17 protein-coding genes are annotated in these 13,057 nt (G+C 36.8%); 3 read left to right on the forward strand and 14 right to left on the reverse strand.

All coding sequences use genetic code 11. From position 1 onward, the window contains the following. Positions 1 to 7: 7 nt before the first annotated feature. The 4 genes from secD to PRVXH_RS09910 form a co-directional block, all read right to left on the reverse strand. Positions 8 to 1,228 (reverse strand): protein translocase subunit SecD, encoded by a 1,221-nt coding sequence (secD, locus tag PRVXH_RS09895; RefSeq protein WP_353892617.1) that lies wholly within the window; start codon positions 1,226 to 1,228, stop codon positions 8 to 10. Positions 1,229 to 1,300: 72 nt separating this feature from the next. Then, a complete protein-coding gene (locus PRVXH_RS09900; protein ID WP_353892618.1) occupies positions 1,301 to 1,960 on the reverse strand; it encodes an HD domain-containing protein in 660 nt (219 codons plus the stop codon). After that, positions 1,947 to 2,318 (reverse strand): hypothetical protein, encoded by a 372-nt coding sequence (locus PRVXH_RS09905; RefSeq protein WP_353892619.1) that lies wholly within the window; start codon positions 2,316 to 2,318, stop codon positions 1,947 to 1,949. Before PRVXH_RS09905 ends, PRVXH_RS09900 begins: the two co-directional genes overlap by 14 nt. Positions 2,319 to 2,334: 16 nt before the next feature. Next, entirely contained in the window at positions 2,335 to 3,027 is a 693-nt protein-coding gene (locus PRVXH_RS09910; RefSeq protein ID WP_353892620.1) for a PP2C family protein-serine/threonine phosphatase, read from the reverse strand. A 117-nt stretch (positions 3,028 to 3,144) separates the two neighbouring features. Here PRVXH_RS09910 and PRVXH_RS09915 point away from each other — a divergent pair, with 117 nt between their 5' ends. After that, entirely contained in the window at positions 3,145 to 3,651 is a 507-nt protein-coding gene (locus tag PRVXH_RS09915) for a gamma carbonic anhydrase family protein (RefSeq protein WP_353892621.1), read from the forward strand. A 59-nt stretch (positions 3,652 to 3,710) separates the two neighbouring features. Here PRVXH_RS09915 and PRVXH_RS09920 read toward each other — a convergent pair whose 3' ends face one another. The 3 genes from PRVXH_RS09920 to scfA form a co-directional block, all read right to left on the reverse strand. Next, on the reverse strand, positions 3,711 to 4,922 hold the full coding sequence (locus PRVXH_RS09920; protein WP_353892622.1) for a hypothetical protein: 1,212 nt from the start codon (positions 4,920 to 4,922) through the stop codon (positions 3,711 to 3,713). Positions 4,923 to 5,080: 158 nt separating this feature from the next. Then, on the reverse strand, positions 5,081 to 6,454 hold the full coding sequence (gene scfB, locus PRVXH_RS09925) for a thioether cross-link-forming SCIFF peptide maturase (protein WP_353892623.1): 1,374 nt from the start codon (positions 6,452 to 6,454) through the stop codon (positions 5,081 to 5,083). A 50-nt stretch (positions 6,455 to 6,504) separates the two neighbouring features. Then, a complete protein-coding gene (gene scfA / locus PRVXH_RS09930; RefSeq protein WP_353892624.1) occupies positions 6,505 to 6,636 on the reverse strand; it encodes a six-cysteine ranthipeptide SCIFF in 132 nt (43 codons plus the stop codon). A 122-nt stretch (positions 6,637 to 6,758) separates the two neighbouring features. Here scfA and PRVXH_RS09935 point away from each other — a divergent pair, with 122 nt between their 5' ends. Further along, on the forward strand, positions 6,759 to 7,304 hold the full coding sequence (locus PRVXH_RS09935) for a chromate transporter (protein ID WP_353892625.1): 546 nt from the start codon (positions 6,759 to 6,761) through the stop codon (positions 7,302 to 7,304). Continuing rightward, positions 7,301 to 7,858, forward strand: a complete 558-nt coding sequence (locus PRVXH_RS09940) for a chromate transporter (protein ID WP_353892626.1) — start codon at positions 7,301 to 7,303, stop codon at positions 7,856 to 7,858. The genes PRVXH_RS09935 and PRVXH_RS09940 overlap by 4 nt, the downstream gene beginning before the upstream one ends. A gap of 34 nt (positions 7,859 to 7,892) precedes the next feature. Here PRVXH_RS09940 and PRVXH_RS09945 read toward each other — a convergent pair whose 3' ends face one another. The 7 genes from PRVXH_RS09945 to PRVXH_RS09975 all read right to left on the reverse strand — a co-directional run bounded on the left by PRVXH_RS09945 (position 7,893) and on the right by PRVXH_RS09975 (position 13,042). Beyond that, positions 7,893 to 8,096 carry an alpha/beta-type small acid-soluble spore protein gene (locus PRVXH_RS09945; RefSeq protein WP_353892627.1) on the reverse strand — a complete coding sequence of 68 codons (204 nt, stop codon included), beginning with the start codon at positions 8,094 to 8,096 and terminating at the stop codon, positions 7,893 to 7,895. A gap of 80 nt (positions 8,097 to 8,176) precedes the next feature. After that, positions 8,177 to 8,569: a TIGR04086 family membrane protein gene (locus PRVXH_RS09950; RefSeq protein ID WP_353892628.1), complete on the reverse strand. Its 393-nt coding sequence runs from the start codon at positions 8,567 to 8,569 to the stop codon at positions 8,177 to 8,179. Positions 8,570 to 8,689: 120 nt separating this feature from the next. Further along, on the reverse strand, positions 8,690 to 8,947 hold the full coding sequence (gene yajC, locus PRVXH_RS09955; RefSeq protein WP_353892629.1) for a preprotein translocase subunit YajC: 258 nt from the start codon (positions 8,945 to 8,947) through the stop codon (positions 8,690 to 8,692). A gap of 17 nt (positions 8,948 to 8,964) precedes the next feature. Then, the gene (tgt, locus tag PRVXH_RS09960; RefSeq protein WP_353892630.1) at positions 8,965 to 10,077 is read right to left on the reverse strand and encodes a tRNA guanosine(34) transglycosylase Tgt; all 1,113 of its coding nucleotides are present in this window, start codon (positions 10,075 to 10,077) and stop codon (positions 8,965 to 8,967) included. Between the two features lie 41 nt (positions 10,078 to 10,118). Then, positions 10,119 to 11,147, reverse strand: a complete 1,029-nt coding sequence (queA, locus tag PRVXH_RS09965; RefSeq protein WP_353892631.1) for a tRNA preQ1(34) S-adenosylmethionine ribosyltransferase-isomerase QueA — start codon at positions 11,145 to 11,147, stop codon at positions 10,119 to 10,121. Positions 11,148 to 11,172: 25 nt separating this feature from the next. Beyond that, on the reverse strand, positions 11,173 to 12,771 hold the full coding sequence (locus PRVXH_RS09970; RefSeq protein ID WP_353892632.1) for a SpoIID/LytB domain-containing protein: 1,599 nt from the start codon (positions 12,769 to 12,771) through the stop codon (positions 11,173 to 11,175). A 64-nt stretch (positions 12,772 to 12,835) separates the two neighbouring features. Continuing rightward, positions 12,836 to 13,042, reverse strand: a complete 207-nt coding sequence (locus PRVXH_RS09975; protein ID WP_353892633.1) for a DUF2905 domain-containing protein — start codon at positions 13,040 to 13,042, stop codon at positions 12,836 to 12,838. Between the last annotated feature and the right edge of the window lie 15 nt (positions 13,043 to 13,057).

Genomic DNA, 13,057 nt, shown 5'->3' on the forward strand with positions numbered 1-13,057 from the left:
GCCTCACCTACCTTACACCAAAAAGCTTGGTATTTTTTATTAGGTTGGAGTTTACTACCACGCTTAGTAATATCCTAGTTATAAACAGTGCAGTAAACATACTCACCACTACACCAATAGAAAGTGTAACAGCAAAACCTCTAATAGGCCCTGCCCCCATAGAAAATAGCACTGCTGCCACTATAAGTGTGGTAATGTTGGAGTCCAAAATAGTTGTTTTCGCCCTTCTAAAGCCTGACTCTAACCCACTTTTAAGAGTTTTTCCGTTTCTTATTTCCTCTTTTATTCTTTCAAATATGATTACGTTAGCGTCAACCGCCATTCCGATAGTTAAAATCAAACCGGCTATGCCAGGAAGAGAAAGTACAACCCCAATACCCAGCATCGAAAACATAACTAGTAACAGATATATCAACAAGCTAAATGCTGCTATAAGACCTGGGACTCGATAGAATATTATCATAAATAACATTACTAAACCTAACCCAAATAAACCTGCATAAAGTGAAGCTTGTAGTGCGCGACTTCCTAATTCTGGTCCTACAGAGCGAACCTCAAGTTGTTCTAATTCAAGGGGTAACGCCCCTGATCTTAAAAGGCTTGCTAAAATAGCTGCATCATCCACATTCCCTACACCTGAGATGACCGCCTGGCCTCCTGTAATAGTTTCTTGTGGCACCGGTGATGATATTACTTCGCCATCAAGTTGGATAGGAATACTTTCTCCAGTTTGTGAATGAATTCTAGTAAGTTCTTCAAAAATCCTTGACCCCTCATCATCAAGCTCTAACGATACTACCGGCTGGTTAAATTCATTAAAAGTAACCCCTGCATCAACTAGGTTAGCGCCACTAAAAGCTACTTCACCTTCAGCGTTTAAAAACTCCAGCTGCGCCGTCTGCCCTATTAGCTCTAAGACATGCTCAGGATCTTGATCTGCGTCAGCTATCTCAATTCTTATTCTATCACTGCCCTCTTGCTGAATAAGGGGTTCAGTAACACCTAACTGGTCTACACGGTTACGCAAAACTTCAATAGTTCCGCTTAGCGACTCATCAGTAACCTCGCTTCTTTCAGTTTCAACAGCCTGCAACAATACATACACGCCACCTTGAAGGTCTAACCCCAAGTTCATATCTCTTTCAATTACTGGTATAGCAAAAACAGTTACTCCTACTACTATCGCTACAAAAACAGCAAGAGCAATTAAGCTTTTCCAACGTATCATACGCATTTCTCTCCCTTCACCGTTACAATATATACAAATTAAATTATAGCTCGATTTTACATGACTTGTCAATTATAGAAGTTTTGCATCATTTATAACTAAGCCAAAGGATGCATCTAAAAATTCTGCTGCACGGCGACACATAACCATTCTAGACAGGAAAATCTCAAAATATTCCATGACTGTTGTTATTTCTTGATCTATTTCTAGCTCTAGAGTTATTTTTCTAGTTTCTGTATCTACGTTTAGAAATGAGTGAATAGCACCATAGTTTACTCTGTCATGAATATCATAAGTGGAGACATCTGGGTTTCTTACTCTAGAACGGTGTACATCTGACTTGTCCGCCAATATCAAGGCTGCAGCTACGCTATTGACACTTTCGCCATACTGTTCTTCATGGTTTCCGATAGCAGCAATTATCGTTGCGATTTCCCCATCATCCATTTCTAAGGACCTTAAAATATCATAGGCTATTACAGCCCCACTTTGTCCATGGTTATACCTGCTCACTACATTCCCTATATCATGTAAATAACCTGCAATTGCGGCAAGCTCAACCTCCCTTTCTGAGTATTTTAGTCTTTCCAAGATATTAGATGCTATTTTGGCAACCAAGGAGGTATGTCTAAAGCTATGTTCAGTAAACCCCATGGCACCTAAATGTTCATTCCCCTTTTTGATAAACTCCTGTGCTGTTGGATGTTGCTTTACATCATTAAATGTAACCATTTTCTTCAACCCTTTCTTTAATTTTGTTTATAGCTATTTCTAGCACCTCATCTATATCATAGGGATCGGTGTCAATATATATGTCCATATTCTGATGGGCATTTGCTAACTTTTTTTTCTGCTCATCTAGTCTGTGCTGTCCCCAGCTTATCGTTGGACGTCTTTTTTTTGCTATTTCTAAGCTGCAACGTAGGTATATTAGAATATCTGGTTCATATCTACTCCATAACTTTTTTACTATAGAATGTTCTTGAGGAACATTATATGAGCTTTCAAAACCTGCTTTTTTTAGGTTCTTTACTAATGTAGTCTTCCCTGCTGCACAGTTCCCTACAACAGCAATTTTTATATTTTTCATAATATCACCCCAATTTTTACAGCGGGTAACTTGCCGAAAGCCGCCTAATATTCTTTTTGCTATCTCCAATATTGATAGCCATTACCGTAGTATCATCACTAGGTCGGCCTTTATCTAGCTCTATAGCCTGATCAATTAGCTGGTTTGCAATATCATAAGCTGATAATTCCTGTTGCATCAAACTTAATATATCCGCTTCAGTGATAGTCTTCCCATATTTTCTTCCTGCAGACAAAATTCCATCACTAAATGTTAGAAGTTTTGTGCCTGTTTTTAAGGGCAACTCAACTATCTGTGGTTTTGAAAACTTATAAAACCCGAGCGGCTTTGTCTTTTTTGCATAACTATATTCCTTTCCATCACACAGCATATAGATAGGGCAGTGCCCACTTCTGCTTATGACCAATGATTTAGTGTCTGAAGCCACTGAAATCATATTTAGGGTAGCAGATACCTTGCCACCTTTAATCGTATATAGGTAGTCTTGAACAGCTCTCGCTATTGCACCATCTCTTGCCCCATCAGCTAGCAGGGTAGATATTTTTCCCACAATCATATTACTTGTTAGTTTAGCAGAGTGACCACTTCCCTGCCCATCTACTACAACACCGGTCACTCCCCCTAACGGTCTTTCAACTATTTCAGCGCTATCTCCTCCAACACTCATGGTATGTTTATTAGCTTTAGCTATCGCTATATCTACCTGCAAATTAACTCCTCCTTATTGAATAAGTAAAAATCATACTTATGGGTTTTCTCCAATTTTTTGCTAAAACCCTTTAATATCTCCTTTTTTTTGGTAAAATATAGACAGGAGGTGCTGTAAATGATAAGTAATTATAAAAACTACAGTCCAAAAATTCACCCGAATACTTATATCCACCCAAGCGCCATTATTATTGGGAACGTAGAAATTGAAGAAGGGGTAAATATTTGGCCTAACGTTGTAATCCGAGCAGACATGAACAAAGTTACCATTGGAAAAAACACAAATATTCAAGATGGGTCAGTGCTTCATGTAGATTATGACACACCACTTATAATTGGTGAAGGAGTCACTGTTGGGCACAACGCGGTGCTACATGGCGCTATAATTGAAGAATTTAGTTTAATCGGTATGGGTTCTACAGTGTTAGATAAAAGTGTCATCAAGAGCTATAGTATAGTGGGGGCAAACTCCTTGGTCCCACCTGGGAAAACATATGACGCCAAGTCTCTAATTGTAGGTTTACCTGGAAAAGCTGTTAGAACTACCACTGAAGAGGAACAAGCTAAAATTGAAAAGTCTGTCGATAATTATCTTCAAATGGCTAGAGAACACAAAAATAGTTAAATAAATAAAAAATAAGATGGTGCATTTTATATTGTGCACCATCTTATTTTTTTATTATTCTAATCTTCAATAGCTTCTCTTATTTCTTCAACTTGGGATGTGTATAGATTTGTAAAGTCATTTATCATCCAGCTATCATCGACTTTTTCAAAATGTAGCTTCATCCCTCTCCACTGCTTGTTATTATCTCGATTAAGGTGGAAAATCGTTGTCACCTGAGCAACTTCATCATCTAGATGTAGCTCAGCTATCATCGATTCTATAACCTCGGCTTTCGTCTCATCCTCAATTATGTCTTCCATTCTTTGCTCGATAATCCATCCCAAATTATCCATACCATCTTCCGATATAAGTTCTTTTACGGATTCATGTGAAAATTCCTCATGACTTGCAATGGTCCAATACTTATCAACAAAAGACAAACTAATATCTTCAAGTTGTTGTTTCTGACTTTCAATGTATGCTAATTCGTCAACAACATCTTGCGAGGCTGATTTTACTTCTTGAATTTCCCATTTATTATCAGTTTTTATGACATTAAATTCTTTAATTTCTTGACCCATAACAACCCTTACTTCTGCATAATCATAAGATCTTTTTACAATCTCTTTTTCAGCTTTATCAGCATCATACTCAAGTTCATCAGACACATATTCTGAGACCAAGTTCATTATTGGCTTATCTTTTTCCTCATTTAACTCTCGAGCCTGTCTATCACTTGGCCAAACCATCTTAGTAATTAGCCATTTTGTTTCAGCTTCACCCTCATCATTTTGCATTTCAACTTTATCAAAAACCAGGTCAAAATAGGTCCATATTGCATCGGTACCCGCTAATGATTGCTCTACCTCCCAAAAGTGCACAACTCTAACCTCAGCACTATCAGAGGATAGGTTCATAAGTTCCGCTTCTATGCCCTTAGCAGTAGCGATATGTTCTTCTACCTTGTAATCACTTTTAAAGCCCTCAAGCTGAGGTTGAGCATTAGACCTAAAAGTTGGCGTAAGTAGCTCTAAAATAGGTTCTATCTCAAAAGTTGAATAATCGACATCTTGGAACCTATATACAAACTCTTCACCCTTCGCTGTTACTTTTTCCTCTACTGCTGGTTTATAGAAAAAGAAATAATGGCTGGTAAATCCAATTATTACAATCGCTAGTGCTACAAAAACTCCTAATGCAACGTAATCCCCTGTGGTCATCTTTTTCTTTTTTGGCGTTGGATTGTTACTTTTTGACTTATTTAAGCTCTTTTTTTTCTTTTTGGCCATTTTTCATACTCCCCCCCATATTGTTTCTTTTAATTATACTTATCAAATTACACTTTTGCAAGTTTATTACATAAAGAAAGGTGTGAAATTTCCCAGTAACCTTTCTAGATAAACTGTTACATATACAAAAAAAGACTGTAATCAGCCTTTTTTTGTGATTATTTTGCTTTTCTTAATGCTTTAACTGCCTCTATATATAAGCTGCATTCAGTCCTAACTTTTTGCATCTCACACGCTAAACTATAGGGCTTTGTGAGATTTCCATTTATTTGGTGAGCATTAGCGTGGCACCCACCCCCACAAAAATAACGACTCCAACAGGTTCTACAAGCATCTTTTGTGAACATAGTTGTGTTAAAGAAAGTATCTGCTATAGAACTATCTATTTCTTTATTATACACATCCCCTACTTTAAAGGACTCATCGCCTACGAACTGATGACATGGGTATAGATCTCCATTTGGAGCTACAGCCACATACTCCACCCCTGCACCACAGCCGCTCACTCTTTTAGCAGAACAAGGACCACCATCTAAGTTAATGTTAAAATGGAAAAAGTTAAATGGTAGATTTTCATCTTCTTTTTTTAGATAAAATTCCGTTAACTTCCAGTATTCATCTTTGACTTTGTTAAGATCTTTTTCTGTAAGTGTATAGCTTGTTTGTCGCTCTTCAACTACCGGTTCCATAGAAACTTCCTCAAACCCTAAATCCACTATATGTTTAACGTCTTCACAAAAATCAAGGTTTTCTTTTGTAAAGGTTCCTCGTAAATAGTAGTTTTGATATTGTCGTTTTTGTAGAAATGATTTATAATTTGCAACAATAGTTGAGTATGTCTTATGCCCCTTGTCTGTTTTACGCATGTTATTGTTTACATCTTCTCTACCATCTAAGCTTAGCACAGTTGCTATGTCATTTTCATTTAGAAACTCTTGGGCTTTTTCGTTTAAATCCAACCCATTAGTAGTAAGAGTCATTCTGATATTTTTATCATGTATAACTTCCTGCTCCTTAATGTACTTTACCAACTCTTCGAGCATATCTAGGTTAAGTAGAGGTTCTCCCCCAAAGAAGTCAACTTCACAGTTTTTTCTTGGATTGGATTTTTCCACTAAAAAGTCGATTGCTTTTTTAGCTGTTTTAAGATCCATTAGCTCACTTTTGCCGCCAAAGTTTCCGCTTGACGCAAAACAATATTTGCACCTCATATTGCAGTCGTGAGCAACATGAAGGCACATAGCTTTAATTATATCTTTATTTGGTCTTGGAAGTTCGCTGGGTTTTTCGTCATTAAAAATATTACCTTGCTCGTGTAGTCTTAAAAGTTCGTTGTAAGCGCCTTCAATTTGGCTGCTGTCATAACCACTTAGTTTTTCAACTAGTTGGTTTGCTGTGATAGTGGGTTTTTGTTCGATACAGTCTATAACATCGCTTGTCACATCGTCTATAACATGGACAGTCGATGTAGGAATATCTAGTAAAATATTAACTTGATTTTTTTTAAATTTATAAAAGTTTTTTGCTCTCATGTCTCCAACTCCCATTTTTTTCTATATAAAGAAATAAAAGCAGCCTAAGGCTACTTTTCACAAATTTGATTACCCACTGTGCAGCTAGTTTTGCAAGCAGATTGACAGGAAGTTTGGCACTCTCCACATGGAGTTTGGTTTACTTCTTTCTGTGGGTTAATAGTAATAATATGTTTTTGCATTTGTAAGCCTCCTTTATTTTCTATGTACCTTTTCAATTATATCATAGTTTTAGAGGCAATAAAACATTTTGACGTTATTGATTATTCAGTTATAATATTATATGAAGGGAGGCATACGCATTATGCTATTTAATTTATTTACTACCTTTTTTAGAATTGGGGCTTTTACCTTCGGTGGTGGCTACGCTATGCTACCTATTATTCAAAGGGAAGTTGTAGATAATAACGGATGGATATCTGAAGATGAATATTACGAAGTTCTAGCTGTAAGTCAAAGTGGTCCAGGCGCTGTTGCCATAAACACCGCTATTTATCTAGGCTATAGAATCAAAGGAGTGCCAGGCAGTATAGTTGGAGCTTTGGGAGTGGTACTTCCCTCCTTCTTAATCATTTTAGCTTTTGCTACTTTTTTAAATTTTTTTCTAAGCTGGCCGGTTGGGGAAAAGTTTTTTTCCGGAATAAGACCAGCTGTAGTTGGTTTGCTTGTTTCTGTAACCTTTAAAATGATGAAAAAGCTGACAACTAAAAGTCAATGGGTTTTATTTTTCATATGCGCTCTTTTATTATTAATTTTTGATCTACATCCAGTTTATATAATTTTACTATCAGCATTGTATGGTGCGTCGTTTAGTAAAAAGGTGCTTCCCCAAAGGAGTGAAGGCCATTGAGTTTTATAGCACCGCTTTTGCAACTTTTTGTTTCGTTTTTTAAAATTGGCATTATTAGTTTTGGTGGTGGATATGCAATGATTCCCCTCATAGAGCGGGAAATTATCGAGGGACGAGGTTGGTTAACCGAAGCGCAATTTTTAGATATAATTGCTGTCGCGGAAATGACACCAGGGCCGATAGCTGTAAACTCAGCTACATATATTGGTTATCAAACAGAGGGGATTTTAGGTGCGATTACTGCAACTTTGGGAGTTGTAACTCCATCTTTTATCGCGATGGTTATCCTAGCATATGTAATTTGTAAAACTCAACATTTGTTAGTTGTAAAGGGAGCTTTAAAAGCTATAGTTTCTGGGGTAGTTGCATTAATAGGCTTTGCGACTATAAAAATTGCAATTAGCACCGGCTTGTTTGAAGTTAGAGGAGGGCTAAATATTGATTATGTCACAGTTACTATTGCTTTAGCTGCTTTTGCGTTGCTTAGATATACGAAGCTCCATCCTGTTCTAATTTTAATAGGCTTTGGCTTTTTAGGAATAATAATCTACTGATATGGGAAAAGGGACCGAAAGGTCCCTTTTTAATTTAACTATTATACTGCTTTTCCACTTTTGCAATCATTTTTTTTACCATCTGTCCACCTATCATTCCACATTCTTTGGTGGTCATGTTCTTCCAACCTTTGGTACGGATTTTATCAGCTAAACCAAGTTCAGCAGCTGTTTCATATTTAAACCTTTCCATGGTTTGTTCTGCTTCAGGTAGTACATGCCTTTTTTTTCTAGCCAATTAAAATCCCTCCTCAAGTTTTCACTTGCAGTATTATTTTGCTCAAGCACAACTTTTTTTATAATATTTATTTAATAAAATTATAAATTAAGAGCCATAACACCACCTATTGCTCCAACTATAAAGCCAAAAATGAGGTTAATTGGTGCTGTTAAGCTAAGGTCAGGAGCGGACACCGCACTTCCCATAAAAAGTAGAATAACTAAATATATAACTCCTACAAAACCACCTATTATCCAACCTTTTTGTCTTGTCATTTTGGCGCTTACAAATCCCCCGGCAAAAATACTAACTATTATTGTTATAATTACCACTACCCTTATTGTAGCGTCAGAGACAGTAGTTAGACTCATTATTATAGACCAAAGTAAAAGAACTACAACTGATATCATTATGCTGCTAAATAAACCATAGGCAAAGCTTTTGCCACTTGGATGCTGTTTTACACTATATCTTCTTCGCCTTTTCACCATATTTTCACCCCAGTTCTTGTTATGTTTATAGTTATTTTATAGGGGCAAAAAATATGCCTTTTCACACGTATTTCATTTTAAGATGAAAAAAAGGGGCTGTCGATAACAGCCCCTTTTAACTTATTCTACTACTTTTTCAACCGCAAACCTTTGTGCTTTAATTTCTGTTTTGTCGGCAATTTTAATTTTAATCTGATCCTCTTTTACCTCAGTTAAAGTTCCGAATATGCCACCGATTGTAATTACCTTATCGCCTTCTTTTAACTCAGATAGCATGGCTTGCCTAGCTTTTTGTTGCTTTTGCTGTGGACGAATTAAAAAGAAATAAAAAACAACGATAAGTACTATAAACGGCATTAATGCTTGTAAAAATTCCATTTCTTTACCTCCTTATTTTATAACTTTATTTTATCTATTGCACTTTTATAAAAATGCAAAAAGTTACCTTCTAAAATAGCCAAACGCATATCTCGCATTAAGCGTAACAAATAGTAGAGATTATGATATGTAATTAACTTAAATCCTAGTATTTCATTACATTTAATTAAATGTCTTAAGTACGCCCTTGTATAGTTACGGCACACATAACATTTACAACCTTCTTCTATAGGAGTAAAATCCTTAGCATATTTGGCATTTCTCACTACCAACCTACCTGTTGCTGTCATCGCAGTTCCGTTTCTTGCAATCCTTGTCGGAAGCACACAGTCAAACATGTCTATCCCTCGATTTACCCCTTCTAATAGCGCATCAGCAGAGCCAACCCCCATTAAATACCTAGGTTTGCTTTGAGGAATCATAGGAACTGTATGCTCTAAGATTCTGTACATCTCATCTTTGGGCTCTCCCACACTTAGGCCTCCAACTGCAATACCAGGAAAGTCTAAACTTAGGATATCTTCAGCACTTTGTGTCCTTAAATCTTCGTACATGCCCCCTTGGATAATACCAAAAAGAGCCTGATTGTCTGTGTTTTTATGCGCATCTTTACACCTTTTTGCCCAACGAGTTGTTCTTTCTAACGAGTTTTTGGCATATTCGTATGTTGCTGGGTAAGGTATGCATTCATCAAAGGCCATTATTATATCGGCTCCTAAGGCATTTTCTATCTCCATTACCTTCTCTGGGCTAAAAAAGTGTTTTGAACCATCAATGTGAGACCTGAAGGTGACACCCTCTTCTTTAATTTTACGTAAGTCACCTAAACTGAACACCTGAAATCCACCACTATCAGTTAATATCGGACGATCCCAGTTCATAAAATCATGTAGCCCACCAGCTTGTTTTACGATTTCATGACCTGGCCTTAAGTATAAATGATAGGTGTTACTAAGTATAATTTGTGCGTTTAGTTCTTTTAAGTCTCTAGGGTCCATTGTTTTTACTGTCGCTAATGTACCCACTGGCATAAATATTGGTGTCTCTATTGTTCCATGTGGTGTATGTAGAAGTCCTGCTCTTGCCTTAGTGTCTGGACATTCTTTTAGCAATTCATATTTTATTGCCATATTTATTCCTCCGCATTAGTTTCTATTCTCATTTTTTTATTTTAGCTGATAAACATACTGTCGCCAAAAGAAAAGAATCTGTATCTTTCTTTTACTGCCTCCTGGTAAGCTAAGTCAATTTTATCCTTTGTCGCTAAGGCACTTACCAGCATCATAAGAGTGGATTTTGGTAGATGGAAGTTAGTAATAAGTGCATCTATTGCTTTAAACTCATAACCGGGGTAGATGAAAATATCAGTCCACCCACTTGAAGGCTTAATTTCTTGATTAAGACTAGCTGCGGTTTCCAAAGTTCTCACAACCGTAGTGCCAACTGCTATTACTCTGCCACCTTTTTTCTTTGTCTGATTTATTAGTTTTGCAGTCTCTTCGTTTATTGAATAAAACTCAGAGTGCATTTTGTGCTCTAACACATTTTCCACCTGTACCGGCATAAAAGTGCCCAAACCTACATGTAAAGTAACAAAAGCTGTGACTATGCCCTTTTCTTTAATGCGCTCAAACAGCTCATTGGTAAAATGAAGACCCGCTGTAGGTGCTGCTACGGCACCTGGCTTTTGAGCATATACAGTCTGGTATCGATTCTGATCATCAGGCTTTTCTTTTATATAAGGAGGTAACGGTAACTCCCCCGCGCCTTTCAACTTTTCCATAAACTCATCGTAAGGAAAATTAAACTTGATTACCTTTCCGCCAAAATCTGTATCACCTGTAATCTCACCCGTTATATCTTGGGGAAACTTAATTACAGTGTTTTTTTTGAGTTTTTTGCCGGGTTTTGCTAGGCACTCCCAACTATATTCATCAACCTTTCTAACTAACAGCACTTCTACTTTAGCTCCTGTATCTTTGCGTCCAAAAATACGGGCTGGAATAACTTTAGTGTTATTAAAAATAAGAAGATCATTTGGGTTTAAGTAGTCGATTATATCTTTAAACTTTTTATGGGTAATACAGTTTGTTTCTTTATCTTTTTTCAACACCAATAGGCGGGAATCGTCCCGCCTTTGAGATGGTTTTTGAGCTATTAATTCGTCTGGTAAATTAAAATTAAAATCTTCAAGCTTCAATGTTTTATCCTCTTTCTTTTATAATTTATCTTACGTCAATTTGTCTATAATAATATTCCAATATCTCTCGGTAACTATACCCTTCTACTGCCATTTGTCTAGCACCCCATTGGCTCATGCCAACACCATGCCCCCATCCACTACCATCTAAGGTTATATTATGTGGTCTTGTTGGTAATGAAGTTTTCCCATTTTCAGTAAGTACATACACTTCTTTTCCATCAACTACAGACGTTTCAGCTTCTCCTAAAACTGTAAAAGCATCACCTGAAACTTGTTTAATACCTAAAGTAGATTGAATAAAAGTATTAGAGTCCATTTTAACATCAAAAACCCTGCTCCACAAGCGCTGTGAACCACCAGGGGACGTATTGTTATGAAAAGCTCCAAAAATTTGTCCGCTTCTAATCTTAACTTCTTCGCCTTGCTCTGAGGTTAGTAGAAGATAATCAACCCTACCACTATCAAATGTTACTACCTCGATGTCTGCAATGTCAAACGAGGAGTCTAAATGGCCTCTTGAAACTAATTCGTCTTTAAAACCAGCTCTGCCATGTTCATCAACACCTTCAATTACCGTCTCGTAAGCCCAGTCATCCAACATAGATCCAGATCTTACTGAGTATGGGTCTTTTACTCCTCTTAGGTATGTCAATGTTCCTCCCCAAACATTTTCACTATTTTCTGTATGTCCACCACTATGTGAGTGATATACCGCGTCAATCGGGTTTCCATTAAACGTTATAATTTCCCCTTCAGTCTTTTCAATAGCCTCAACAACTCGTGAAGTTTCATGCCTAGAGTTATATCCTCTATAAACCTGACTGTTAACAGTGGTACAGACGTTAAAACCTCTACTTTTGTACTTATTCCAGTTTCTAACAGCGTAAGTTCTAGCGGCAACTGTTTGAGCAGCTAAAGCTTCAATGGGCCAAGAAGGCGACATTTCGTAAGGAACTACGCCTCTTAAGTAAAGCTCCATGTCCAGTTGATTTATCACCTTAAATCCATCATTTTCTTTAAGAACTTCCATAAAGCCTCTGTATCTCGAGCCATCATTAACAGAGATGAATTCATCATCGCTATGTAAGCGCAGCACGGTATTATTGTCAATTTGTTCAAAGTAAGCAATTGTGCGCCCCTTGTTTTCAACCTTTACAACCTGACTTGCTACAGAAAAAGAGCTTGCTCTAAGTGAGGGATTTATATCTGTAACTTCGTTTGCCCTGTGAGAGGGCACAAGAACATGCCATAGACCATTAAAGCCATAAAAAACAGGCACATTTGAATTTGATAATTGATTGTAAATTTCCCTAACCTTTGATATATCTGAATCGCTAAAAACCGTTGATGTTTTATTAACATTTGTTAAAGAAAACTCAAACTCTCCCACACCACTATATAAAGGATGTTCGGCATTATTATAGTTTGCTTTTAATGTATTACTGTTATTGCTATCTAGGTTTACAGTCCTTAAAGCGTTATTGCCAAAAAATAGACCAACCCTTATTTCATCATGAGACGCTTCAGCAAACTGGATCCCAGGCCCTGTATAAAAAAAAGAACTGCATATACTTACTACAACTAAAGTTACTAATAATTTGGTATTAAACATCCTTTTCATTTTTTCTAACCTCTCCTCCTTTGTCTATATAAAATTAATTCGACAAAATGAGAGAAGTTCCTGCTTACCTCAGCAAGCGAAATATTAAATTTAACAAGATAGAAATAATAACCATTGTGGTAATGGGGAAATAAAAAGTTATGTTTTCACCTCTGTGAATAATATCTCCTGGCAAACGACCTAAAGGAGGAAATTTACCCCCAAGTGTAATATATCCTCCTATAATAACCAATATCAAGCCAAATCCAATCAGAAGCTTTCCGGTATTCATGTTGGATTACCTCCT

The organism is Proteinivorax hydrogeniformans (assembly GCF_040515995.1).
GTDB classification, from domain to species: Bacteria; Bacillota; Proteinivoracia; order Proteinivoracales; family Proteinivoracaceae; genus Proteinivorax; species Proteinivorax hydrogeniformans.

Bases quoted from the DNA above. Each gene is read 5' to 3' on its own strand.
- PRVXH_RS09920 (WP_353892622.1), bottom strand. From the start codon at position 4,922: ATGGCCAAAAAGAAAAAAAAGAGCTTAAATAAGTCAAAAAGTAACAAT.
- PRVXH_RS09915 (WP_353892621.1), top strand. From the start codon at position 3,145: ATGATAAGTAATTATAAAAACTACAGTCCAAAAATTCACCCGAATACT.
- scfA (WP_353892624.1), bottom strand. From the start codon at position 6,636: ATGCAAAAACATATTATTACTATTAACCCACAGAAAGAAGTAAACCAA.
- yajC (WP_353892629.1), bottom strand. From the start codon at position 8,947: ATGGAATTTTTACAAGCATTAATGCCGTTTATAGTACTTATCGTTGTT.
- PRVXH_RS09935 (WP_353892625.1), top strand. From the start codon at position 6,759: ATGCTATTTAATTTATTTACTACCTTTTTTAGAATTGGGGCTTTTACC.
- PRVXH_RS09970 (WP_353892632.1), bottom strand. From the start codon at position 12,771: ATGAAAAGGATGTTTAATACCAAATTATTAGTAACTTTAGTTGTAGTA.
- PRVXH_RS09950 (WP_353892628.1), bottom strand. From the start codon at position 8,569: ATGGTGAAAAGGCGAAGAAGATATAGTGTAAAACAGCATCCAAGTGGC.
- PRVXH_RS09905 (WP_353892619.1), bottom strand. From the start codon at position 2,318: ATGAAAAATATAAAAATTGCTGTTGTAGGGAACTGTGCAGCAGGGAAG.
- tgt (WP_353892630.1), bottom strand. From the start codon at position 10,077: ATGGCAATAAAATATGAATTGCTAAAAGAATGTCCAGACACTAAGGCA.
- PRVXH_RS09975 (WP_353892633.1), bottom strand. From the start codon at position 13,042: ATGAATACCGGAAAGCTTCTGATTGGATTTGGCTTGATATTGGTTATT.
- secD (WP_353892617.1), bottom strand. From the start codon at position 1,228: ATGATACGTTGGAAAAGCTTAATTGCTCTTGCTGTTTTTGTAGCGATA.
- PRVXH_RS09900 (WP_353892618.1), bottom strand. From the start codon at position 1,960: ATGGTTACATTTAATGATGTAAAGCAACATCCAACAGCACAGGAGTTT.
- scfB (WP_353892623.1), bottom strand. From the start codon at position 6,454: ATGAGAGCAAAAAACTTTTATAAATTTAAAAAAAATCAAGTTAATATT.